Origin of the sequence: Aquitalea sp. FJL05 (assembly GCF_003852595.1) — a bacterium.
Lineage (GTDB): Bacteria > Pseudomonadota > Gammaproteobacteria > Burkholderiales > Chromobacteriaceae > Aquitalea > Aquitalea aquatilis.
Window position 1 is genome coordinate 270,534 of the sequence record NZ_QAJS01000018.1, and the last position, 22,396, is coordinate 292,929.

22 protein-coding genes are annotated in these 22,396 nt (G+C 56.7%); 15 read left to right on the plus strand and 7 right to left on the minus strand.

Annotation, left to right across the window (positions count from 1 at the left end):
- Positions 1-173 precede the first annotated feature (173 nt).
- The 5 genes from DBR44_RS19545 (at position 174) to DBR44_RS17815 (ending at position 4,292) form a co-directional block, all read left to right on the plus strand.
- Complete coding sequence (locus tag DBR44_RS19545; protein ID WP_158613656.1) at positions 174-335, plus strand: hypothetical protein; 162 nt, start codon at positions 174-176, stop codon at positions 333-335.
- A gap of 5 nt (positions 336-340) precedes the next feature.
- On the plus strand, positions 341-895 hold the full coding sequence (locus tag DBR44_RS17800) for an ABC-three component system protein (RefSeq protein WP_124645326.1): 555 nt from the start codon (positions 341-343) through the stop codon (positions 893-895).
- Complete coding sequence (locus tag DBR44_RS17805) at positions 895-1,416, plus strand: ABC-three component system middle component 5 (RefSeq protein ID WP_342773794.1); 522 nt, start codon at positions 895-897, stop codon at positions 1,414-1,416. The genes DBR44_RS17800 and DBR44_RS17805 overlap by 1 nt, the downstream gene beginning before the upstream one ends.
- Positions 1,385-3,286 carry an AAA family ATPase gene (locus DBR44_RS17810; RefSeq protein WP_124645328.1) on the plus strand — a complete coding sequence of 634 codons (1,902 nt, stop codon included), beginning with the start codon at positions 1,385-1,387 and terminating at the stop codon, positions 3,284-3,286. The genes DBR44_RS17805 and DBR44_RS17810 overlap by 32 nt, the downstream gene beginning before the upstream one ends.
- Before the next feature lie 607 nt (positions 3,287-3,893).
- Entirely contained in the window at positions 3,894-4,292 is a 399-nt protein-coding gene (locus DBR44_RS17815; RefSeq protein WP_124645329.1) for a hypothetical protein, read from the plus strand.
- Positions 4,293-4,477: 185 nt separating this feature from the next.
- Here DBR44_RS17815 and fumC read toward each other — a convergent pair whose 3' ends face one another.
- The 3 genes from fumC to DBR44_RS17830 form a co-directional block, all read right to left on the minus strand.
- On the minus strand, positions 4,478-5,863 hold the full coding sequence (gene fumC, locus DBR44_RS17820) for a class II fumarate hydratase (RefSeq protein WP_124645330.1): 1,386 nt from the start codon (positions 5,861-5,863) through the stop codon (positions 4,478-4,480).
- 192 nt (positions 5,864-6,055) lie between these two features.
- Positions 6,056-6,259: a hypothetical protein gene (locus tag DBR44_RS17825; protein ID WP_124645331.1), complete on the minus strand. Its 204-nt coding sequence runs from the start codon at positions 6,257-6,259 to the stop codon at positions 6,056-6,058.
- A 151-nt stretch (positions 6,260-6,410) separates the two neighbouring features.
- Positions 6,411-7,067 carry a BON domain-containing protein gene (locus DBR44_RS17830; protein ID WP_199731094.1) on the minus strand — a complete coding sequence of 219 codons (657 nt, stop codon included), beginning with the start codon at positions 7,065-7,067 and terminating at the stop codon, positions 6,411-6,413.
- A 232-nt stretch (positions 7,068-7,299) separates the two neighbouring features.
- Between DBR44_RS17830 and DBR44_RS17835 the strand changes: the two genes are divergently transcribed.
- Positions 7,300-8,010 carry a Crp/Fnr family transcriptional regulator gene (locus tag DBR44_RS17835; RefSeq protein WP_199731095.1) on the plus strand — a complete coding sequence of 237 codons (711 nt, stop codon included), beginning with the start codon at positions 7,300-7,302 and terminating at the stop codon, positions 8,008-8,010.
- A gap of 50 nt (positions 8,011-8,060) precedes the next feature.
- On the opposite strand, the gene DBR44_RS17840 is transcribed toward DBR44_RS17835, so the two are convergent.
- Positions 8,061-8,453 carry a hypothetical protein gene (locus DBR44_RS17840; protein WP_124645332.1) on the minus strand — a complete coding sequence of 131 codons (393 nt, stop codon included), beginning with the start codon at positions 8,451-8,453 and terminating at the stop codon, positions 8,061-8,063.
- Positions 8,454-8,797: 344 nt separating this feature from the next.
- Here DBR44_RS17840 and DBR44_RS17845 point away from each other — a divergent pair, with 344 nt between their 5' ends.
- The 6 genes from DBR44_RS17845 (at position 8,798) to DBR44_RS17870 (ending at position 15,954) form a co-directional block, all read left to right on the plus strand.
- Entirely contained in the window at positions 8,798-9,484 is a 687-nt protein-coding gene (locus DBR44_RS17845) for a Crp/Fnr family transcriptional regulator (RefSeq protein WP_158613658.1), read from the plus strand.
- 174 nt (positions 9,485-9,658) lie between these two features.
- Positions 9,659-12,187 (plus strand): chemotaxis protein CheB, encoded by a 2,529-nt coding sequence (locus DBR44_RS17850; protein WP_124645334.1) that lies wholly within the window; start codon positions 9,659-9,661, stop codon positions 12,185-12,187.
- 6 nt (positions 12,188-12,193) lie between these two features.
- Positions 12,194-14,092 (plus strand): bifunctional diguanylate cyclase/phosphodiesterase, encoded by a 1,899-nt coding sequence (locus tag DBR44_RS17855; RefSeq protein WP_124645335.1) that lies wholly within the window; start codon positions 12,194-12,196, stop codon positions 14,090-14,092.
- Between the two features lie 140 nt (positions 14,093-14,232).
- Entirely contained in the window at positions 14,233-15,105 is an 873-nt protein-coding gene (locus DBR44_RS17860) for a slipin family protein (protein ID WP_233578647.1), read from the plus strand.
- Between the two features lie 38 nt (positions 15,106-15,143).
- Positions 15,144-15,458 carry a hypothetical protein gene (locus DBR44_RS17865; protein WP_124645336.1) on the plus strand — a complete coding sequence of 105 codons (315 nt, stop codon included), beginning with the start codon at positions 15,144-15,146 and terminating at the stop codon, positions 15,456-15,458.
- Positions 15,459-15,735: 277 nt separating this feature from the next.
- On the plus strand, positions 15,736-15,954 hold the full coding sequence (locus tag DBR44_RS17870; RefSeq protein WP_124645337.1) for a hypothetical protein: 219 nt from the start codon (positions 15,736-15,738) through the stop codon (positions 15,952-15,954).
- On the opposite strand, the gene DBR44_RS17875 is transcribed toward DBR44_RS17870, so the two are convergent.
- On the minus strand, positions 15,947-16,195 hold the full coding sequence (locus DBR44_RS17875) for a hypothetical protein (RefSeq protein WP_124645338.1): 249 nt from the start codon (positions 16,193-16,195) through the stop codon (positions 15,947-15,949). The genes DBR44_RS17870 and DBR44_RS17875 overlap by 8 nt on opposite strands.
- Positions 16,196-16,483: 288 nt before the next feature.
- Between DBR44_RS17875 and DBR44_RS17880 the strand changes: the two genes are divergently transcribed.
- On the plus strand, positions 16,484-17,485 hold the full coding sequence (locus DBR44_RS17880; RefSeq protein ID WP_199731096.1) for a cytochrome-c peroxidase: 1,002 nt from the start codon (positions 16,484-16,486) through the stop codon (positions 17,483-17,485).
- Positions 17,486-17,904: 419 nt separating this feature from the next.
- Complete coding sequence (locus DBR44_RS17885) at positions 17,905-19,521, plus strand: methyl-accepting chemotaxis protein (protein ID WP_124645340.1); 1,617 nt, start codon at positions 17,905-17,907, stop codon at positions 19,519-19,521.
- Between the two features lie 48 nt (positions 19,522-19,569).
- Here the strand turns inward: DBR44_RS17885 and DBR44_RS17890 are convergent, their stop codons facing one another.
- Positions 19,570-19,833 (minus strand): hypothetical protein, encoded by a 264-nt coding sequence (locus DBR44_RS17890; RefSeq protein ID WP_124645341.1) that lies wholly within the window; start codon positions 19,831-19,833, stop codon positions 19,570-19,572.
- 112 nt (positions 19,834-19,945) lie between these two features.
- The gene (locus tag DBR44_RS17895) at positions 19,946-20,926 is read right to left on the minus strand and encodes a LysR family transcriptional regulator (RefSeq protein ID WP_199731097.1); all 981 of its coding nucleotides are present in this window, start codon (positions 20,924-20,926) and stop codon (positions 19,946-19,948) included.
- A gap of 168 nt (positions 20,927-21,094) precedes the next feature.
- On the opposite strand from DBR44_RS17895, the gene DBR44_RS17900 reads away from it, so the two are divergent.
- Positions 21,095-22,393, plus strand: coding sequence for an MFS transporter (locus DBR44_RS17900; RefSeq protein WP_124645342.1), 1,299 nt, complete (start codon positions 21,095-21,097; stop codon positions 22,391-22,393).
- Positions 22,394-22,396 lie beyond the last annotated feature (3 nt).

Consider the following 22,396-nt stretch of genomic DNA (forward strand, 5'->3'; position numbering starts at 1 on the left):
ATTCTACTTTCAATCTTGGTTGTAAATAAATTCAATACAATCAAATACTTACACTCGCCACGTCTGTTTTGAAGTATCACTAGATGTACATTCCATAGTAGAAATTTTTGCATTATGCATTTCGTATGAGTTATCTTTAGAGAACCTTTTTCATACTCTCTCTATAAATCAAAATGAATTCTTTACTCATCATCGCTCTCGCTGTAATTGCTGGTTTGGCTGTCTTAGGTTTAGGTGTAAAGGTAGCGATCAAATGGGTCGGCGGTAAAAAAATTGTACAGCAGAACATTATTTCCGCTGGTGATGTAACTGCCGGCGATAAGATTCATAAGTAATTGCTATGTTTTCAGCTAGAAAAGTTGTTAAGCAAGAAAATATAACTGCACTTGGCGACGTAACCGCTGGTGACAAATATGAAATATACCTTCCCCGTCCAACTCAGCTTGACCTCTTTTCTAATCTTTATAAAAAAGAGGTCGAGAACAAATCCTGTACTAATCAGTTAATTGACGAACTTACTCATTATAAAAACAGTAAGTCTGATATTCGAGATTTGAGTACAAAACTATCTGAAGCTGGGTATTCCTACCTGATAAAAGATGCAGAGGACCTGAAAGAGTCTGTTTCGAAACTGATTGTAAAATACCAACACTACAAGTCTGCTCAAAAAATCATTACATACTTGCTTGCCGAAATTGAGTCAATTTTCAATTCTGAAATAAAGCCTAAAATTAGAAATAAATGCCAGGATCACGAGCTAAGTCTTATTCTGAGACAAAGTATCGAAAATGTGTTGAATGAGAAGCTTGGTGAGAATGTTTTAGATATATATTCTCGCCAATTAAGAGGAATGGTATATTTTCTAACTGGCAACTGTCATCTGGAGTGGAAGTGATGCTACTCTACAATAAAGCTCTAGATCCTTACCATACACTTTTTCGATTACTTAATGTTCTGAACGGAACCAGTAAAGGAAAAATTGAGCACGACCGCCTTAGAATATATGACTTTCTACTTGCCTTTCCTGTTCACGTTTCTCGAATCACTCTTCCAAGAGAGTTACAAAAGCAAAAAAACCCATTCAAGAAATTCAAAAATTCGTATAATGTTTTCGATGCGTATTTTTTGTTCGAGTCCATGAAATCAATTCAGAATTCCGTTATTGACAATTTAATAATATCTAAGATATTACAAAAAATACCCAACAGTAGTTCGTATGTGATTTTGAAAGAAAATTACTCTCCAGAGTTATTTGCTCTTACAGAAATTGAAGTCCGCCAAGAAATAAAAGATGTAATTGCATTTATAAATAACGTTCTTGCTGATCAAGAACTTTATGGCCAAAATGGGCTGAAGGCATCAAGCCATTTAATGGAATACAAGTATGACTCTATTTCATCCAACATTAAAAATTAACAGGCTTGTTGCTCATTGGAAAGGGCAGGTAGTCTATGATGAAAAATTTCATTACGGTCTGAATATTTTAAGTGGTCGCAATGGTGGTGGAAAAACCTCAGTTATTCAGCTGCTGATGTATGGTCTCGGATATGAGATTCGCAATTGGCGAGTTGAAGCAAATAGCTGTGATTCGATTTTTGTAGAGATTGAGACGAATGGCCACCCCCCACTGACTTTGCGAAGGCTTCATTCTGAAAAAGAGAAACAACCAATTGATATTTGCTTTAAAGCATATGATCAAGCTATTTTGACAAGTATCAATGAGTGGAATAACTACCCTTACTCAATAAACTCCAGCAGAGAAAGTTTTTCACAAAAAATTTTTTCTATTTTAGGACTACCCGAAGCTCGAGCGGATGAAAATAACAATATTACATTGCATCAAATTTTTAGATTACTTTATAGTGATCAATCAAACCCTGCGTCATGCATTTTCAATATAGAACAATTTGATTCTGCATTCAAGAGAGAAGCAATAGGAAGATATTTGCTGGGCCTATATGACAATTCTTTATATGAAAAGAAAATAGAATTAAGTAAAAAAGAGAAAGAATTAGATCGAGTTATTGCAAAAATTCAGGCCGTATATACGGTCATTGGAAAAACCTCTTACCCGAAAGAATTGAATTCCATAGAGCAGCAGAAAATTTCTTTAAACAATAAAATAAAACTCTCTGAAGAGAAAGTATTGAAATTGAAGGAAATTGAATCCCTTCAATACTCTAAAGAAAAAGAAGTTACGGAAAATTTTGCACAAGAAAACATAAAGAAAAAGATAGAACTTCTAGAATGCGAAGAAGAAATACAGGCTTTAACCTACGAGATAAACGATTCTACTGAGTTCATTACCGAACTTCGGGACAAGTTGAACTCTATAATTGAATCAATTAGGACAGAAAAAGCATTTACTTCTATTAAATTTGATATTTGCCCTGCATGCTTATCCAATATCAATGATCATGGTGATAGTTGCTGCGACCTTTGTGGGACAGATAACGTAAAGCAAACGAGAGAAGTAAATATTTTACGAATGAAGAATGAGATTGAAATACAAATTCGTGAGTCAACTCGTCTTCTTGAACAAAGAAAATTGCGTATAGATGAACTGCAAAAAAAGAGGAAAGAGTATCGTTCGGCTTTGCAGAAAAATATACGAAGTTCATCTATAAATCTACAGTCAGTGAATAGTGCCGCAGAAAAAGAATATTACACTTTGTATAAGCAAATAGGCGAATATGAAGAAAGAATTGTGAATCTGGAAAAAATTGGTGAGCTACATGCGGCTCTAGAGCAACTCTCAAAAGAAAGAAATGAGCTACAAGGTGAAGTTAATGATCTAAAGACAGCGATCTCGACCTATCAATCAACCTCATCAAGTCGAGAGACTGAAGTAAACCAAACGATAGCAAAGCATTTACTCTATTTAATCAGCACGGACACTGGGACCGAAGAAACATTCAAAGCAGCTACAGAAGTAGAATATGATTTTGCTGCAAATAGGATTTCTGTCAATAATAAAACATCCTTTGCAGAGAGCACCGCTGTATATTTAAACAATGCCTTGCATTTAGCTTTTCTTTTTACATCTTTGGAAAAAAACTATATCCGAATTCCAAGATTGATGATCTTGGACGGAATAGAAAATGGTGGTATGGAAGATGCCAGATCGCAAAACTTCCAAATGGTGATAGCAAAAAACATTGGGACTCTTGAAGCACAAGGGCAGATAATTATAGCTACAAAGAGTATTCATCCTGATCTTAATACTCCTAATTATGTTATCGGCGCAACGTATACTCAACAAAATAAGAGCCTAAAATTTAAATAAATGCTTTATTATTTTTCTTCTGTAGTGATGGGTATTGAGTAACATTTTACTTTAGTAACCACTCCCCCACAAAAAGCCCACCACGTCTGAACATGGTGGGCTTTTTTTATGCTTTTACAGTCCTTGGTGGGAGCCGCTTTAGTACCGGTTTCCTGTTGTTGGTAACGCCTTTGCCATCTTGGGTGGCTGGCATGAGTTTGTCAGCCGCTTTTACGTCACATTCTTTACTCTGCCTTGCCGGACTGCGCGGGGCATCAATCTGCTCATCCACCGCCGTGCTCATCCACGCAGTGTCGTCTAGTCGGGTGTTGGCGTTTGGCTGGCCGCCTGCCTTGCTTCTGGCCCCCTTCCCGGCTGATAATCCCCCGGTGCCGTTCAATAGCGGCACCGGGATTGGCGTCCCGACTCAACTCTCGGCGGACTGCTGCGTTTATACGCACCAGTCCTCGCACCATTGCTTTGCCTTTTTCTATGGCGGGCCGTGGTGGGAGCTTCCTTGGAAGCGCCGGTTCCGAGAGTCCGGTAACGCCAATCCCGCCATGTGCCTGCCACCCCCGATTGGCGTCGGCATGGCAGGCAGAAGTTCTCAACTCTCGGAGGATTTGCCATGAGCAGCACGCCTCGCGATACACCGCCGTCCGGGCAGCCGTCTTTTTCTTCTCCCCGTCAGTCCGATCCGCAGTTTGCCCATTTCCTGCAGCAAGCCTGTCTGCCGCTGGGGCCGCTGCATGCCAGCCTGTCCGCCATGCAGGCGGCGCTGGGTAGCCAACCCGCGCCGGCCGTGGCGCAGGCCTGGCAGGATGTGTTGGCTGTCTGCCATCGGCTGGAAGCGCAATGGAGCGAGGTAGATGCGCGCCTGCTGGAAAGCCGCCGCACCTTGGAGGGTTTGCTGCAGTTGCTGAATGCCGAGCATGCGGCCGCGCTGGAGCCGAGCGACCAGTATCTGATCTTGCAGCATCTGCACCATTTGCTTACCCGTACGCTGGCCGCCCTGCATCCGACATAGGCCCGCGCTTTGGCCGCACGCCGTCCGGCAAAGAAAAAAGCAAGGCTTGGCCTTGCTTTGCTGATTACTGGGCGGCCCGCGCTGGCCGTGGCAAACCTCTCGCCCGTGCGGCCTGCCACCGTTTTCTGTCCGTGGCTGGGCGTGGCGCGCGGCGCGCTGGCGGTTACCGGTAGCGGCCTGGCGGCTTACACCATGTGAGCGGGCTGCACCCAGGCGTCGAACTGGGCGGCGCTGATGCCAGCCTGTTCCAGTGCCGCTTGTTTCAGCGTGCAGTTGGTCTGCAAGGCGTGGTGGGCAATGCTGGCGGCCTTGTCATAGCCGATGTGCGGGCTGAGGGCGGTGACCAGCATCAGCGATTGTTCCAGCAGCTGGGCGATGCGTGTGCGGTCTGGCTCCAGCCCGGCAATGCAGTGCTGGCCCAGGCTGTGCATGCCATCGCAGAGCAGACGCAGGCTTTGCAGGAAGTTGTGGGCAATCAGCGGCTTGAACACATTCAGCTCGAAGTTGCCCGAGGCCGCGCCGATGGTGAGCGCCACATCGTTGCCCATCACCTGACAGCACAGCATGGTGACGGCCTCGCACTGGGTGGGGTTGACCTTGCCCGGCATGATGGAGCTGCCGGCTTCGTTGGCCGGCAAAATCAGTTCGCCCAGGCCACAGCGCGGGCCGGATGCCAGCCAGCGGATGTCGTTGGCGATTTTCATCAGCGCGGTGGCCAGCGTTTTCAGCGCGCCGTGGGCCACCACCATGGCATCGTGCCCGGCCAGGGCGGCAAATTTATTGTCTGCGCTGCGCAGGGGCAGGCCGGTTTGTGCTGCCAGGATGGCGGCTACCCGGTCGCCAAACTGCGGGTGGGTGTTGAGCCCGGTACCCACGGCAGTGCCGCCGATGGCCAGCTGGCAGAGTGCGGGCAGGCTGTTTTGCACGGCTTGTTCGGCATGCTGCAGTTGTGCGGCCCAGCCTGATATTTCCTGGCCCAGGGTTAGCGGGGTGGCGTCTTGCAGGTGGGTGCGGCCAATCTTGATAAGCTGGGAGTACGCCTGCGCTTTGGCCTGCAGCATGGCGCGCAGCGTGCCAAGCGCCGGCAGCAGTTGCCGGCTCAGGCCCAGTGCGGCGGCCAGGTGCATGGCGGTGGGGAATACGTCGTTGGATGACTGCCCCCGGTTGATGTCGTCATTGGGGTGCAGCACGGCAGGCTGGCTAGGCAGGCCACCCAGCGCCAGGCTGGCCAGATTGGCCAGCACTTCGTTCATGTTCATATTGCTTTGCGTGCCGGAGCCGGTTTGCCAGACCGACAGCGGAAACTGCCGCGCATGCTGACCGGCGCAGATGGCATCGCAGGCAGCCATGATGGCCTGGGCCTTGTTGGCGTCCAGCAGGCCCAGTTCACTGTTTGCCTGTGCGGCAGCGCGCTTGACGGCGGCCAGGGCATGGATCAGCGCTGGCGGCATGGTTTCGTTTGAAATGGCAAAGTGTTGCAGCGAGCGCTGGGTTTGCGGCCCCCACAGGGCATCGGCGGGGATGGCGATGCTGCCAAAGCTGTCGCTCTCCATGCGTTGGAAAGTAGTCATCAAGCTGGCTCCGTCTGACCGGGCGGGTGGCGGCTGGCCCGTGCCCGCCATCATGCAAAATGCCCATCAATTCCGGGATGAAATTGACAGGCAGCTTATTACCGCCAGGCTGGTGCCACAAGGCAGGCCGGGGTGTGCATGGCGGACAGCCTTGGCTTAGTAGCAGGCGAGTCCGCTAGTGCGGTGCGCGGCTCAGGCCTTGGTGTTGTCCGCGGCCTTGTCCTGCATGTTGCCGGGCTCTTTGCCTGCTGCGTCCTTGGCGACGTCCTTGCCGGATTCAACGGTATTGCCCTTCTGGCTGAATACCGGGCCGGTACTGGTGATGCCGGCATTGGCCTTGCTGTTGCTACTGTCGGCGGGTTTTGCGGTGTCGTGCTTTTCGGTGATGGAAGTCATTGCGTGTACCTCTGGTCTTACTGATTGTGTCGGGTGAGTTCACCCGGCATCCACGCCACCATGCGCGCCTGGCGCTGGGCCGTCTGTGCGTTAACCGGCATAGCGCAAGATATCTTCCGCGTTGGCAGTTGGCGGCCCAGCGTCGTCACCCTCAGATAAGCACGGCAATCTTGTCGATGACATTGCGCACACCCGGCAGGCCGGCGGCGGCATGGTTGGCCAGTGCCCGCTCCGACCAGCTGTGTACGGTGCCACCCAGAATGACATCCGGCCCGGAAATACTCACGGTGATGCTGTCGATATCATGAATGGCGCGCCGTTTGAGCGCGGCTTCCACTTCTTCCTTGATGGCTGCGCTGACCAGCTTGCTGCGCAGCGCAATTTCGCAGCTGACGCCGGTGACGCCAGTCAGGTGGCGCAGCAGCCGGGTAGCGGTCTTGCGCTGGAAATCCCACTCCACATCACCGGACAGGGTGATCCAGCCGTTTTCCACCATCACCTTGATGGCGTGGCCCTTGAGTGCGCCCACCAGCTGCAGTGCATGGGCAGCGGCACCGGAGATGTCGCTGTCGGTACGGCGGTCTGGCCAGGGCAGTTCCACGTTGATTTCGATGGCGATGGCCTGCACACCAGCCACCCGCAGCGCGGCATGTTCGGCGGCCCATTTCTGGTTGAAGTCAGTCACATGCCCGCTCAGGGTAATGACGCCATCGCTGGCCTGTACGCCGATATGGCTGGCATTGATCTGCGGGTCCCACTGCAGCTCGGCCATCACATCCGCCTGCAGTTGGCTGTCGGTCTTGATCATGATTGCACCTCCTGGTCCTGTGAAGGGCCATCGTCAGACCTGGCCGGCACGCTCGTCTGTCTGCTGGCGCACATAGCAGGTGGGTAGGCCTGCCCTGCTGATCGCCGGCCGGATTACTGTGGTGCAGGCCTGCTGCCGCAAGTCTTATGTTCGATAGCGTACAGACTCTGCTTAATTTTTAGATTATGTTTATAGAGATTTAATTAAACGGTTCAATATGCGGAGGTGACAGATGGATACTTGTCTGGGCAATGGCCTGCTCGAGGTCTTGCCCGATACCGAGCTGTTACACATCACTCCCTTTCTCGAAAAAGTGGAACTGCCGCTGGGCAAGACACTGTACGAGTCTGGCCATACGCTGAGTCACGTGTATTTCCCGGTGACAGCCATCGTTTCACTGCTGTATGTGATGGAGAATGGCGACTCCGCTGAAATTGCCGTGGTGGGCAATGAAGGCATCGTCGGTATTGCCCTGTTCATGGGCGGGGAGTCCACACCCAGCCGGGCAGTGGTCCAGAGCGGGGGAAGTGGCTACCGTCTGCCGGCAAAAATCATCCGCCAGGAATTCGACCGCTCGCTGCCCTTCATGCATCTTCTGCTGCGCTATACCCAGGCGCTGATTACCCAGATGTCGCAAACCGCGGTATGCAACCGGCACCACTCGCTGGATCAGCAGCTGTGCCGCTGGCTGCTGCTCAGCCTGGACCGGCTGCAGGGCAATGAGCTGTGCATGACGCAGGAGCTGATTGCCAACATGCTGGGGGTGCGCCGCGAGGGGGTCACCAATGCGGCGCTGAATCTGCAGCGCGAGGGGGTGATCAGTTATTCCCGTGGCCATATCAAGGTGCTGGATCGTGAGGCGCTGGAAAGCCGTACTTGCGAGTGTTATGCGGTGGTGAAAAAAGAGTATGAGCGCTTGCTGCCACCACGCCGGGCGCTGTAAAAAGCCAGCAGCCCGGCACAGCACGAGCCGGGCCAGGCTGCGGGAAAGGTTTACAGAACCGTGCTGACGGTTTTCTTTTTGCTGCCGTCAGCGGCAGGCAGGTCGGACAGTACGCTGCGCAAGGCGCTGAAATGATGCTCGGTCAGCGCGCACAGGTTTTCATGGCTTTTGGACAGGTCGTTACACAGCTCGCTTGAGCAGTGCATGACCTTGCTGGAGGCATCGCTGCTTATCTTGCTGATTTTGCTCATGGTTTCCTCCGGCGAGGCCGCAACTGTCAGCTCTTTCATCGACAAGGCGCAGGTGTCCATCCCGGCCCGGCCCAAGGCCAGATTGAAGTGGACGATTTTCTCTGCGCAGTCCAGGGAAATGGCCATGAATTTGAGGCCCAGCCCCACGACGGGCTGGCTGAATGTGGGCAATGGCTGATATGTAGTGCTCATGAATGTTCTCCGCTACGGGTCATGGTGGCTGCCGGGAAAGGGGCTTGTTCCCTTGCCCGGACAGTGCAAATCGGGCCTGGCCTCATCCAGCAGCAGGGCAGCAGCAATGGAATCCGGCAGGCCAGACGGAGATGTTTTTCCGCCAGCCCTATCTTGTGGCAGCCGCGATCCGCTCGTATGTGCGTTGGCAAACATTGGCCTGGCCATCGGTAAAATCCGGTGTGGATGGCCGATGCGCTAAGCGCGGTAACAGACAGTCAGCGCTTGCTGCTGCGCGCAGGCTGGCGGTGGCGCTCAATACCGGGCTGCCAATCACCGCCGGGCTTGCGGCGCGGAGTGGAAACATGGCGCAGCCATATAATTGCATCTTGCAGCGTTTGCCCGCTGCCGACCGCCGCCAGCTGCTGGCACTATGCGAGGAAACGGCATTACCGCTAGCCACCCGGCTGGGCCTGCCCGGCCATGGCGGCAGTCAGGTCTATTTCCCGCTGTCCGGGCTGGTGGTGGTGCAGGCCGCTAGCGGTAATCATGGCGTGGCGGCCGGCATGTTCGGCAATGAGGGCATGCTGGGTGCCGGCCTGGTATTGGGCAAGGCACGCTCTCCCTTGCAGGCCACGGTCATGGAAGCCGGGCGAGGTCTGCAGCTGAGCTATCTGGGTTTCTGGCATGTGCTGCGACATAGCCGCCCGCTGATCCGGCTGAGCCAGCGCTATCTCTATGCCACGCACGAACAGCTGGCGCTGTCTGCCAGCTGTGCCCACTTTCACCAGATCAAGCCACGGCTGGCCTGCTGGCTGCTGATGGCACACGACCGCCTGCCAGGGGATGAAATCCATTTCACCCAGCAAATGCTGGCCGACATGCTGGGTGTGCGCCGGGTCGGCATCACGCAGGCGGCCGGCCAGTTGCAGCGCCAGGGCCTGATTGGCTATCGCCGTGGCGTGGTCAGCATTCTGAACCGGCCCGGCTTGCAGCTGGCGGCCTGCAGCTGTTATGCGCTGTTTGCGCGCAATCATGCCCAGCTGGTTTAGCGCCGCCGTTACGGCGCGCCGGATAAGCCGGCAGCGGGTAGATCGACCACAATTGGATGCTGCAATGCGAAAATTTCCCGTCGCTCTAGTAATAGGGAGTAGGGTGCAAGGCACTGCCCGGTGTCATATTGCCCCGGGCTGTCTGGCGTGCAGTGTGCTGCACAGAAAAACGTGATGAAAAACTCTCTCCATGCGGAATCTCCCCTAGCGCCCCCCGCCTGCCCGCCGCTTGCCATCATTGGCATCGGCTGCTCGGCCGGCGGGCTGGAGGCGCTGGAAGCATTTGTGGCCGGCATTGTGCCGGGCAACAGCATGGCGCTGGTCATCGTCCAGCATCTGGCCCCCGACTACGCCAGCATCCTGCCGGAACTGCTGGCAGGCCATACCCGCCTGGCCGTGCATGAGGCCAGTCACGGCACGCCGATTCTGCCGGATTGCATTTATGTCATTCCGCCCAACAAAACCCTGAGTTTTGAGCGTGGCTGCCTTTATCTGTCGCCACCGGCGGCAGGACAGCGGCTGCCGATCGACCACCTGTTTCACACGCTGGCGCACGGGCTGGGCAAGCACAGCATGGCGGTGCTTCTGTCCGGCATGGGTGCGGATGGCATGCTGGGCATGCAGGAAATCAAGGCCTGCGGCGGGCTGACCTTTGCCCAGGACCCGGAAACCGCCCGCGCCGACAGCATGCCGCGCAGCGCGATAGACCGTGGCGTGGTGGACTTCGTGGCCGCACCGGAACGGCTGCCCCGGCTGGTGGCTGAGCAATGCGCCGGCTGGCTGGACGACCACCCGGGGACAGCGCAGACCCTGCCCGACCCGCAGCAGGCCATGCGCGAAATCATCAGCCTGCTGCTGCAGCATACCGGTAATGATTTTTCCCATTACAAGCCCAATACCCTGAATCGCCGCATTGAGCGGCGCATGGCCCTGTTGCAGCTGGAGAACCTGCAGGCTTATGCCGCGCATTTTCGTGCCAATCTGCAAGAGCGCGACTTGCTGCTCAAGGAGCTGCTCATCGGCGTCACCCGCTTTTTCCGCGACACGGCGGTGTGGGAGTACTTACGCGACGTGGCCATGCCGGCCCTGTTTGCCCTCTATCCGGCGGGCAAGGCATTGCGCGCCTGGGTGCCGGCCTGCTCCAGCGGCGAGGAAGCGTACTCGCTGGCCATCCTGTTTCGCGAGTCGCTGTTATTGCATCAGCCTGCGGGACAATTCAGCCTGCAAATCTATGCCACCGATCTGGATGACGACGCCATCCAGCTTGCCCGGCGTGGCGTCTATCCGTGCAGCATGGCTGCCGATGTGGGGGCCGCGCGGCTGGAACGCTACTTCGTGGCCGAGGATAATCACTTCCGGGTCAGCAAGGGCATCCGCGACATGATTGTTTTTGCCACGCAGAACATCATTTCCGATCCGCCCTTTACCCGGCTGGATATCCTGTCATGCCGCAATCTGATGATTTATCTGGATACCGTGTTGCAGGACAAGCTGCTGCCGCTGTTTCATTACGCCTTGTGCAGCCGGGGTATTCTGGTGCTGGGCAGCGCGGAAACCACCGGACGGTTTTCCAACCTGTTTTTACCGCTGGACAAGAAAAACCGCATTTTCACCCGTAGCGACAGTGCCAGCCGCAGCCGGACGCTGGAGTTTCCGCTGCGGACACAGTCCAGATCGTTGCTGACTATTGAAGAAACAATGCCAGATTATCGAAAAAGCCTTGAATACCAGACCGACCAGCTCATCCAGCAGAATTACGCCCCTGCTGCCGTCCTGATCAATAGCGACGGCGATATCCTCTATATCAGCGGCCGGGTGGGCAAATACCTGGAGCCCGCCGCCGGCAAGGTGAATGTGAATATCCATGCCATGGCACGCGCCGGGCTGGGTAGCGCGCTGAATACCGCCATTCTGCAAGTGCAGTCCGGTGTGGAGCTGGTGCAGGTGAATGATTTGCAGGTGGATGGATTTGGCACGCCACACCACTTTCATCTGACGGTACAGCTAATCCGCCAGCCAGAAGGGCTGCAAGGCCGGCTGCTGGTGGTGTTTACCGAAGCACCGCAGCCCAAGGCCAGGCCACGACGCCGCGCGTCGGTCAGCGAACGCGAGCTGATGCTGGAACAGGAACTGGAGCAAAACCGCAAATTGCTGCGCTCCATGCAGGAAGACATGCAGATTGCCCTGGAAGAAGTGAAGTCCGGCAATGAAGAGCTACAGGCCACCAACGAGGAGCTGACCACCTCGCGCGAGGAGCTGCAATCGCTGAACGAAGAACTGCAAACCATCAATGCCGAGCTGCAGGCCAAGCTGGACGACCTGACCTGGGAACGCAATGACATGAACAACCTGCTGAACAGCACGGAAATTGCCACGGTGTTTCTGGATGGCGAGATGCGGCTGCGACGCTTTACCAGCCATGCCACCGCGCTGTTCAAGTTCATTCCCAGCGATATCGGCCGCCCTTTGTCCGACATCCGGGGCGAGCTGGAATACCCCCGCTTGCTGGACGATGCCGCCAAGGTGCTGCAAACCCTGGTCTTTGCCGAAAAACGGGTGCATAGCCGCAGTGGCCGCTGGTACCGCGTACGCATCATGCCGTATCGCCGACTGGATAACGTGATTGACGGCATCGTGATCACTTTTATCGACACGACGGAGATCGCCAGCCTGGAAGCACGCCTGCAACAACACCTGGAGTAAGCGCTGATGGTCAAGCCCCATGCAAAACAAGACGCCGCCACCTTGCGCCAGCGTGCCGAGCAACGGCTGCAAGCCATGCCGGCCCATTTGCACGGGACGCCAGATCCCTTACGCCTGCTGCACGAGCTGCAAGTGCACCAGATCGAACTGGAAATGCAGAACGAAGAACTGACGCATTCCAACGAAGCGCTGCGGCTGGCCGCCTGCGTGTTCAGTCATAGCCACGAAGGCATTGTCATCACCGATGGGGCCATGCGCATTGTCGACATCAACCCGGCATTTACCGCCATCACCGGTTTTACCGCCAGCGAAAGCATTGGCCTGCGGGTGGCCATGCTGGCCAGCAAGGGCGTGGACGGCTTGCAGCCCAGGTCGTGGCTGCGCGCACTGCGCCGGGACGGCAGCTGGCACGGCGAGCTGAGCTGCCTGCGCCGCGATGGTTCATCCTATCCGGCACGCCTGTTTCTGACCTTGCTGCGAGAACCCCCCGGTGCCTGCCGTCGCGCACGGCACTATATCGGCTTCTTTTCCGACATCAGCCAGCTCAAGCAGAAAGAAGACGAGCTGACCCGCATGGCCAATTACGATTTGCTCACCGGCCTGCCCAACCGGCGCCTGCTGACCGAGGGGCTGAATCTGGCCATTCAACGGGCGCAGCGCACCGGCAAGCACCTGGCGGTATGTTATCTGGACCTGGACGGCTTCAAACCGATCAACGACAGCCTGGGACACGAGGCCGGCGACCAGTTGCTGGTGGATACCGCCGACCGGCTGCGCCTGGCGCTGCGGGCCAATGACATCATTGCCCGGCTGGGGGGCGATGAATTCGTGCTGCTGCTGACCGACCTGGCCGACGACGCAGAGTACCGCCAGGTGCTGGATCGCGTGCTGCAGGCCGTTGGCACGCCGCAGTTGCTGACCGGCCGCCTGGTGCGGATTACCGCCAGCATCGGGGTAACGGTTTATCCGTATGACGATTCCGACAATGACACCCTGCTGCGCCATGCCGACCAGGCCATGTATCTGGCCAAGCAATCCGGCAAAAACCGCTACCACTATTACGATCTGGCCCAGGATCAACTGATACGGGAATACCACCACCAGCTGTCACGGCTGACCAGCGCGCTGGAACAGGGCGAGCTGCTGCTGTACTACCAGCCCAAGGTCGACTTGCGCGATGGCCGGGTGACCGGCCTGGAAGCCTTGCTGCGCTGGCAACACCCGGAGCTGGGTTTGCTGACCCCGGAAAATTTCCTGCAAGTGCTGGAAGGCAGCAGTGCCGAACTGGTGCTGGGCCAATGGGTGGTCAGCCAGGTGCTGCAGCAAATGGAACACTGGCGGCAGCAAGGCATGGTGCTGGATGTCAGCATCAATATCAGTGCCAGCCAGCTGCAGCAGCAAGACTTTGCCGACAAGCTGCTGCAGCAACTGGCGCGCTTTCCACTGCTGTCGCCGGCACAGCTGGGGCTGGAATTGCTGGAAACGGCAGCGCTGGAGAAGGTGGCCCAGTCGATACAGACGCTGCTGACTTGCCGCGCACATGGCATCCGCTTTGCGCTGGACGACTTTGGTACCGGTTATTCTTCGCTGTCCTATTTCCGCAATCTGCCGGTGGACATGCTGAAGATTGACCAGAGCTTTGTCAGCAACATGCTGAACAGTCCGGAAGACCGCAATATCGTCGACAGCATCATCCGGCTGGCGCGAGCATTCAACCGCGAAGTGATTGCCGAGGGGGTGGAAACCCTGGCGCATGGTGCCATGCTGTTGCAGCTGGATTGCCACTACTGCCAGGGCTATGCCATCGCCCGCCCCATGCCGGCCAGTGCCGTCAGCGCCTGGATGCTGCATTGGCAGCAGGAACGCAGATGGGAAAACATGCCGTCGCTGCGGCAAGAACGCTAGCTCACGGACCACCCGCTTGCCGCCGGCGGCGAATCTGCCCGCTATGTATGCTGCAGCACCGACAGCCGCTGCCACTTCCCTGATGATGTCCCGTCCGGTTGCCTTCGGCGCATAGCCGGTATCCATGCAGGAGCATCAGCGTGAACCCCATTACCTTTTTCATTGTTCTATGCCTGCTGGCCACGGGTGCCGGCATCGGCATGCTGGGTAGCACCTGGCTGGCGGCTATCTTCTGGCTGGCCGGCATGGTGACGGGCATGTCGCTCAAAATGGCCAATACCTGGCAGAAATTCGTGGTGCTTCGCGCCGGCAAGCTGCAGGGGGTGCGCGGCCCGGGCCTGTTTGTCATCCTGCCGGTGATAGACAGCGTGGTCGCCATCATCGATGAGCGCATCCAGACCACCGCCTTCAACGCCGAACAGGCCCTGACGCGCGACACGGTGCCGGTCAATGTAGACGCCGTCATCTTCTGGCATGTGCACGATGCGCAGAAAGCCGCGCTGGCGATTACCGACTTCCAGCAAGCCATCGACCGTGTCGCCCAAACCTCTTTGCGCGAGATGATTGGTTCGTCCATGCTGGCCGCCTTGCTGTCGGACCGGCGGGCGGCGGACCAGCAGCTGTGCACGGACATCGGCCAGAAAACCAGCGAGTGGGGCATTACCGTCAGCTCGGTGGAAGTCCGCGATGTGGCCATCCCGGTAGCCTTGCAGGATGCCATGTCCCGTCAGGCGCAGGCCGAGCGCGAAAAGCAGGCGCGCATCATTCTGGGCGCAGCCGAAGCGGAAATTGCCGGCCAGTTTGTCGCGGCGGCCCGCATCTATCAGCAGCAGCCCGGGGCTTTGCAGTTGCGGGCGATGAACATCATTTACGAGACCACCAAGGAGCGGGGAACCACCATCCTGATTCCCAGCACCATGGTGGACAGCATGAACCCCGCCATGCTGACGCTGGGCATTGCCGCCAGCAGCAGCTTGCCGCCGGTCGCCCCTGCCATGCCGGCGGCGGCATGAGCAATGCCCAGGCTTCTTGAAGAAAGGGTGGTGCGGACATGACGGAAAGCGAAATTCTGGCTCGGATCAATGCAATGGATGGCAGCCGGGACGGTGCCATGCTGGCGGGTTTCTGGCTGCTGATGGGCTCTCGCTACGATGTCCGCCTGTTTACCCTGGGCGATCTGCGTCAGTTATCCGGCGAAAGCCGCACGCTGTTTCACGCCATCAGTGCAGCTTACCGGTCGCAGCGCTTTTCCATGTTGACACCCGCCATGACCACCATGCTGATGAATATTCTGGTGAGCTACGAGCATGAACAAGCGGTAAAAAGCGACAGGCAACGCCATCAGCCCAGGCTGGGCGAGTGCTGATGGCGGGGTAAGTGGTCCACGCCGTCCAGCATGCTGCAGAGCAGCCAGCCCTACTGGCTTTGGCGCAGGGATGATGCCTTTCCGGGAGCGTCGCTGCAGAACTGGGCAAGTGCTTGCCTGGAGCCTTGTTCTGGGCCTCCCCCAGACCGGCTTGCCTTGGCAATCCGGCACGGCACATCCCAGCCAGCCAAACAATGCCATATGGTTATTTTCATTACTTAACACCTTATTTACTGTCTAATATCTTGATTTGCTTTAATTTAACAATTATTGTCTTGTGGCAATTATTGTTAAGAGTATTCAAGAAATGTTTTCCTTCAGGCAAAGAAATATATCCAGACCGCTGCTGCACCCTGTCTCCGGCAAGGGCAGCAGCAGCAAGGCTGCGCGCTGGATGATGGTTTGTATGGATGCCATCATCCAGCAAATGTGCGGCATCAGCATGCTGTGCCTGCTTATCCTGCTCACGCTGGGTTTCATGTTTTTCTTTAAATAATTCCTGCTACGCCCTTCCTCATGCCAGATCCTGGCATGTCGCCTGCCCTGCCCTTACCTGCCCTGCCCGGCATTCCTGCTGTGGTAAATACCTGCACTGCCATTCTGTTCATTCTCCTGCAGCCATCTATACCACGGGCATTGCCCTGCAATGGTCTGGGGATATTCCGGCTGCCAAATAAAGCATGCTGATATTTTTTGGCTATCAAATGAATTGAAAATATCAATTTACCTACCAGCATTTTGATTTGCGCTATTTGATCTGCGACAAATCAGCCGATCTCAAACTGCCCCATCTTGGCACTCAACCATGGCAACGCATTAATCATCGTGTATGCGGCTTTATTTCATACTGTTTTATGACGGGATAACTCCCACAATTATCCCGACCATCCCATGAAATACGCCATGGCCTGTTTTAAAAGACGCAATAGAATAATTCAGCTACACGGAACATTTGCCGACACACCATGAAATTTTTCGATTCGCTACGCGCAACAATCATTTTTCAACCGCAAATGGAGATGGCAATGCAATTCATCAAATATATCGGCATGATGTTTCCGCTGTGGCTGGCAATATCTGCCAGTGCTGCGCCCAGTATTCAGAGTGAACCTATTCAGCCCATTCCCAAGCCAGTCATCAAGAATCCGGCCATGGTGGAATTGGGCAAAAAACTGTTTTTTGAACCGCGCCTGTCCAAATCCGGTTTCATTTCCTGTAATTCCTGTCACAACCTGTCCACCGGCGGCAGTGACAATCTCACGTCCTCGATTGGCGACCATTGGCAACAAGGGCCTATCCGCTCACCTTCGGTGCTCAACTCCAGCCTGAACCTGGCCCAGTTCTGGGATGGCCGTGCCAAGTCCTTGCAAGAGCAGGCCAGCGGCCCGATTGCCAACCCCAAGGAAATGGCGTCCAACCATGTGCTGGCGCTGGATGTGCTGCGTTCGATGCCGGCCTACGTCAATGAATTCGACAAGGTGTTCGGCAACCGCAATGTCTCAATGCAACAGGTAACCAAGGCGATTGCCGCCTTTGAAGAAACCCTGGTCACGCCGGATTCGCGCTTTGACCAGTGGCTGAAGGGCAACAAGAAGGCGCTGAACACGCAGGAGCTGCGCGGCTACCAGACGTTCAAGACCGCCGGCTGTGTGGCCTGCCATAACGGCCCCGCCGTGGGGGGGAATTCCTTCCAGAAAATGGGCCTGGTAACACCGTATCAGACCAGCAATCCGGCCCAGGGCCGGGCGGGGGTAACCGGCAACGATGCCGACCGCATGTCGTTCAAGGTCCCGTCCTTGCGCAATGTGGCACTGCGCGCGCCCTATTTCCACGATGCAGGCGCCCCGACACTGGAAGCCGCGGTGTCCACCATGGGCAAGCTGCAACTGGGCCGCGCCTTCAACCAGCAGGAAATAGGCGATATTGTCGCCTTCCTGCATACCCTTACCGGCAAACAACCGCAGGTCGTGCTGCCGATTCTGCCGGCATCCAGCAATAACACCCCGCGCCCGACGCCATTCAACTAGAGCGCTCTGCTCCCGTCAGGCAGCTGCGTGCCTTGACACGACAACAGGTCTGCTGAGTTGGCAGGCCTGTTTGCTTTTCAAGCACTACCCAGGTGTTTGCCACGCACAACCCTGACTATCGCTAAAAAATAAGTAGTAACTGATATGGCGCAAGTCCCAGGCCGGCTCGCTGCCCGATGATGGCAGACGCTCAGCCTCGGCTAGCGAAGCCCATACCGACTGCTGGCTGATCCTGCCAGGGCTTATCGCTGCTGTTTACTTAACAAAAATGTCATTTTCATAATCGAAATATTTGTAAAGATCACTTTTAAAATGGCTGAAAATTACCCTACTATCTAAGCTGAAACGATTTAGCTGGTGCTATGCACATGCGTTATACCTGGCCAGCCGTCACTACTTTTTTGATTTCGGGATAAATCATGAACATCACGAAAAAATTATTGCTGACTTTGTCGATTGCGCTGGCCAGCATGTTGCTGGTTGGTGGCTATGCCATTCACGCGCTGCATGACGGGCAGCAGCGCTTCGAATATGTGCGGAACAGTACCTTTCCCGATCTGAAAGTCATGCAGGGAACCCTGCGGGCGGTGGCAGATATCCGTGCCAATACCTTGCGCCATGTGCTGGCCACCACGGCCGAGCAAAAAGCGCTGGCTGAAAAAAACCTGGCCGATGCCGACCAGCGCTTTGACACGCTGATGGAGTCCTATCAGATCAATGCAAGCGCCAGCGACGAAGACCGCCAGCTGCTGGCCGCAGACAAGGCGATGATGGTGCAGTATCGCGAGGGACGCAGCCGGATTCTGGCCTTGTCGCGCAGCAATCAGACCGAACAGGCGGTAGCGCTGACCAATAACGAATTTGCCCAGACCGCCACTCAGCTGATGCAGGCAGTAGAACAGCATGCCAAGTTCAATTACCGGCTGGCCGAGCAACTGGCGGCCGACAACGACCGCACTTACCAGACCGTATTTGCCGTGGCACTGGGGCTGATGGCGCTGGCGCTGCTGGTGACCGGCGCGCTGGCCTTGCTGTTGTACCGCACCATCAGCCACGGGCTGGGCTCCATCCAGCACACCATCGAGGCGGTCAGCAGCCAGCGGGATTTCCGCCTGCGCGCCGACAGCAGCAGCCAGGATGAAATCGGCCTGACTGCCCGTGCCTTCAACCAGCTGCTGGATGGCCTGCAACAGGCGTTTGGCCAACTGGCCGATGGCGCGCATCAGGTGAAGCGCTCGTCGCAAGAGCTGGCACAAACCGCCAACGAGGTGTCGATGGCCTCTGGTGCGCAGAGCGAGGCCTCGGCCAATATCGCCGCCACCATCGAGCAGATGACGGTGAGCATCAACCATGTGGCCGAGCAGTCGGCCGAGCAAAGCGCCGGGGCCAAATCGGCGCAGACGCTGGTCGAAGACAGCAGCGGCATCATCGAACAGACCATCCACGACATTCACCAGATTTCCCAGGTGGTAACCGTGTCGGCCAGCAGCATTCACGAGATGGAAGCACACAGCGGCGAGGTGGCGACCGTGATCAATGTGATCCGCGATATTGCCGACCAGACCAATCTGCTGGCGCTCAATGCCGCCATCGAGGCCGCCCGCGCCGGCGAACAAGGCCGCGGCTTTGCCGTGGTGGCCGACGAGGTACGCAAGCTGGCCGAGCGCACCACCAAGTCGACCCAGGAGATTTCCTCCACCATCGAGGCCATGCTGGGCAATGCCGGCCAGGCCACCGCCCAGATGCAAAAGGCGGAAGAGCTGGTGAAAGTGGGCGTCACCCGCGCCGATCAGGCGGCGGTGGCCATGCGTCGTATCGGCGAACTGGCCGGCGGTGCAGTACAGGGCAGCGATGCCGTGGCCGCCGCCATCCAGCAGCAGGGCGAGGCCAGCAACAATATTGCCGCCATGGTGGAAAGAACGGCGCAGGCTTCGGAAGAGGCCAGCGCGGCAGCCCAGCATACGGCGCAGAATGCCGCCCAGCTGGATGAGATGGCGCGACAGCAGGCGGATATTCTCGCCCGCTACCAGGTGTGATGGTGCAGCCGTCCCGGGCCGTGCTCAGGGCGCGGCCGGGCGGCTGACTCAGGCCTTGGTATTGATCAGCGAGCCAACATTGCCGCCCAGGCTGGCCGGTTGTTCTGTCGCCGGCGTGGGGGTGAACGGTGCCGGCGCGGGTGCCGGACGACTGCTGCTAATGGTTTTGGGCATAGTGCTGCCATAGCTGCTGGCGGGTGAAATCGGCATGGCCATCTTGCTGGACTCCTGGCGGTCTGGTGGTGGTATCTGGATGGTCCCGGCACAAGCCAGCAAGCCCGGCAGGGGATGCCCGGCTACTGCAATATCCATACCAGCCTTTTATCGAGCCGATTTTTCTTTTCTTATCATTGCTTTACATCTCTTGACGCCAATCTTGCCGCCGGCAGGCAATCTTTGCCGCCAGCTGCCGGTTGGTCGCGCGTCAACTGCCGTCTTTTTCTTCCAGCCCTGGCAAGCAGCGCTGCAGCCCCTCCAGAAATACGCTTTCCGCCGTACCCAGCTTCTGCTCCCGGTTCCACAGCAGATAGAGATCCAGATCGGCAATGCCTGCGGCTGGCGGCAGCCGCCATAGCTCGCCTTGTGCCACATCGCGGGCCGCCACGTGTTCCGGCAGGCTGCCGATGCCAAAGCCGGCGCGTACCAGCCGCCGCACTTCTTCCAGGCTGGATGATGCCGCAATGATCTTGCCGGTATAGCCTTGCTGGTCGCGGAAGATGGTCAGCGGCGACAGGTTGCCGCCAATCTGGTCGCTGATGAAGCTGACAAAATCCTGCCCCTGCAATGACTCCAGCGTCAGATCGCTGCGGCCGAACAAGCGATGGCTGCGGCCACAGTAAAACGCATAACGCTGGGTGATGAGACAGCGCCGCTCCAGCCGTGCCTGCGGCAGGCGGCACAGGCCCAACCCCAGGGTGGCGGTTTTTTGCAGCAGGCCGCTGATGATGTCGGCGCTGCGCATGACTTCCACTTCCAGTTCCACCCGTGGGTACTGCTGGTGAAAACGGGCCAGATAGGCATCGTAGCCGGCCACCTCCAGCCCGGTGGCACACAGTATGCGCACCTTGCCCAGCATGTCCTCGCTGCGGCTTTCCAGCGCGGCACTCAGCCGCGACACATTGCCGTAGATGTCGCTGGCAATGCGGAAGATTTCATCGCCGGTTTCCGTCAGCGCGAAGCGCGTCCCCTGCCGCAGTATCAGTGTGCATTGCAACTGTTCTTCCAGCCGTTTCAAGGCCTGGCTCACCGCCGACTGCGTGACATGCAGGCGGGCAGCAGCCCGGCTGATGCTGCTTTCCTGGGCGATTACCAGATAAGTCCGTAGCAGATTCCAATCCAGCCTGTCGCTCAGAAAACGCCGTCCTGCTGTCATGTTGGCCTGGGTTGTCCCTGTTGTTTTTGCCATGTTCAGCCCTCCTGTTACTCATTAATTCTGCTTATTTTAAGCTTCAATTTTGATAATTTTACTAATGGTAATGCCCATGCGATAAACCCTCACCGCGCCAACAGAGCGCAGACCGACGTGCATGTCACCCGATCTCGAACACGTATCTACAAAAAAGAGGAATCCCCCATGTCACAAGCCTCCAGCCAGTCGCGCCGAGCCGCGGCGGCCGCCTTCATCGGCACCACCATCGAGTTTTACGATTTCTACATCTATGCCACCGCTGCCGCCCTGGTGCTGGGCCAGGTGTTTTTCCCCAGCAGCGACCCCACGCTGAGCACGCTGGCGGCCTTTGCCACCTTTGCCGTCGGCTTTATCGCCCGCCCCATGGCCGGGATGGTGTTCGGCCATCTGGGTGACCGGCTGGGGCGCAAGAAAATGCTGCTGTTCACCATGATGCTGATGGGCGTGGCCACCGCCGGCATCGGCCTGTTGCCCAGCTATGCCAGTGCCGGCATCTGGGCGCCCATTGGCCTGGTGGCCTTGCGCTTCATCCAGGGCATTTCGGTGGGTGGCGAGTGGGGCGGGGCCGTGCTGATGGCCAGCGAACACGCACCGGCCAAGCGCAAAACCTTCTATGCCTCGTTTGCCCAGCTGGGCAGCCCGGCCGGGCTGATTCTGTCGCTGATCGCCTTCCGGCTGGTCACCTCGCTGGATCAGGCCGACTTTCTCAGCTGGGGCTGGCGCCTGCCCTTTCTGGCCAGCGGCCTCTTGATGTGCGTGGGCCTGGCCATCCGCATCGGCGTGGACGAGTCGCCGGAATTCAAGGCCGTACAGGCCGAACAAAGCACGGCGAAATATCCGGTACTGGAAGTGATACGCGATTGCTGGCGTGAAATCCTGTTCGCCGCCGCCGCCGTCACCATTGGCTCGGCCGGCTTCTTCTTCACCAACACCTTCATGATCACCTATGTGACCCAGTATCAGGGCATTGCCCGTTCCACCATTCTGGACACGCTGTTCCTGGTGACCATCCTGCAATTCCTGTCGCAGCCCTGTTCCGCGCTGCTGGCCGAGAAGATCGGCGAGGGGCGCTTCCTCAAGATCGTCTCCCTGCTGTGCGTGGTGCTGCCCTATCCCATGTTCCTGCTGGTGCAAACCGGCAACATCCTGCTGATGACCGTGGGCATCGCCATGGCGGTGGTCACCCTGTCCGGCCTGTATGCGGTGATTGCCGGTTATATGGTCGAGGCCTTTCCGGTGCGGCTGCGCTATTCCGGCATTTCGCTGGCCTACCAGCTGATCTGCGCCCTGGCCGGCGGCACCACGCCGCTGATCGGCACCTGGCTGGCCAGCCGCTTTGCCGGCGAATGGTGGCCGCTGGCGCTGTTCTTCTCACTGTTGTCCCTGGTGTCTTTTGTCGGCGTGGCCGGGCTGGCCCGCCTGCGGCGGCAGAGCACACCCCCCGAGCTGGTCTTTGTCCGTTAACCC

Bases quoted from the DNA above. Each gene is read 5' to 3' on its own strand.
- DBR44_RS17875 (WP_124645338.1), bottom strand. From the start codon at position 16,195: ATGCTGGTAGGTAAATTGATATTTTCAATTCATTTGATAGCCAAAAAA.
- DBR44_RS17805 (WP_342773794.1), top strand. From the start codon at position 895: ATGCTACTCTACAATAAAGCTCTAGATCCTTACCATACACTTTTTCGA.
- DBR44_RS17825 (WP_124645331.1), bottom strand. From the start codon at position 6,259: ATGACTTCCATCACCGAAAAGCACGACACCGCAAAACCCGCCGACAGT.
- DBR44_RS19545 (WP_158613656.1), top strand. From the start codon at position 174: ATGAATTCTTTACTCATCATCGCTCTCGCTGTAATTGCTGGTTTGGCT.
- DBR44_RS17840 (WP_124645332.1), bottom strand. From the start codon at position 8,453: ATGAGCACTACATATCAGCCATTGCCCACATTCAGCCAGCCCGTCGTG.
- DBR44_RS17895 (WP_199731097.1), bottom strand. From the start codon at position 20,926: ATGGCAAAAACAACAGGGACAACCCAGGCCAACATGACAGCAGGACGG.
- DBR44_RS17830 (WP_199731094.1), bottom strand. From the start codon at position 7,067: ATGATCAAGACCGACAGCCAACTGCAGGCGGATGTGATGGCCGAGCTG.
- DBR44_RS17815 (WP_124645329.1), top strand. From the start codon at position 3,894: ATGAGCAGCACGCCTCGCGATACACCGCCGTCCGGGCAGCCGTCTTTT.
- fumC (WP_124645330.1), bottom strand. From the start codon at position 5,863: ATGACTACTTTCCAACGCATGGAGAGCGACAGCTTTGGCAGCATCGCC.
- DBR44_RS17855 (WP_124645335.1), top strand. From the start codon at position 12,194: ATGGTCAAGCCCCATGCAAAACAAGACGCCGCCACCTTGCGCCAGCGT.
- DBR44_RS17810 (WP_124645328.1), top strand. From the start codon at position 1,385: ATGACTCTATTTCATCCAACATTAAAAATTAACAGGCTTGTTGCTCAT.
- DBR44_RS17850 (WP_124645334.1), top strand. From the start codon at position 9,659: ATGAAAAACTCTCTCCATGCGGAATCTCCCCTAGCGCCCCCCGCCTGC.
- DBR44_RS17835 (WP_199731095.1), top strand. From the start codon at position 7,300: ATGGATACTTGTCTGGGCAATGGCCTGCTCGAGGTCTTGCCCGATACC.
- DBR44_RS17865 (WP_124645336.1), top strand. From the start codon at position 15,144: ATGACGGAAAGCGAAATTCTGGCTCGGATCAATGCAATGGATGGCAGC.
- DBR44_RS17845 (WP_158613658.1), top strand. From the start codon at position 8,798: ATGGCGCAGCCATATAATTGCATCTTGCAGCGTTTGCCCGCTGCCGAC.
- DBR44_RS17880 (WP_199731096.1), top strand. From the start codon at position 16,484: ATGCAATTCATCAAATATATCGGCATGATGTTTCCGCTGTGGCTGGCA.
- DBR44_RS17800 (WP_124645326.1), top strand. From the start codon at position 341: ATGTTTTCAGCTAGAAAAGTTGTTAAGCAAGAAAATATAACTGCACTT.
- DBR44_RS17885 (WP_124645340.1), top strand. From the start codon at position 17,905: ATGAACATCACGAAAAAATTATTGCTGACTTTGTCGATTGCGCTGGCC.
- DBR44_RS17890 (WP_124645341.1), bottom strand. From the start codon at position 19,833: ATGGATATTGCAGTAGCCGGGCATCCCCTGCCGGGCTTGCTGGCTTGT.
- DBR44_RS17900 (WP_124645342.1), top strand. From the start codon at position 21,095: ATGTCACAAGCCTCCAGCCAGTCGCGCCGAGCCGCGGCGGCCGCCTTC.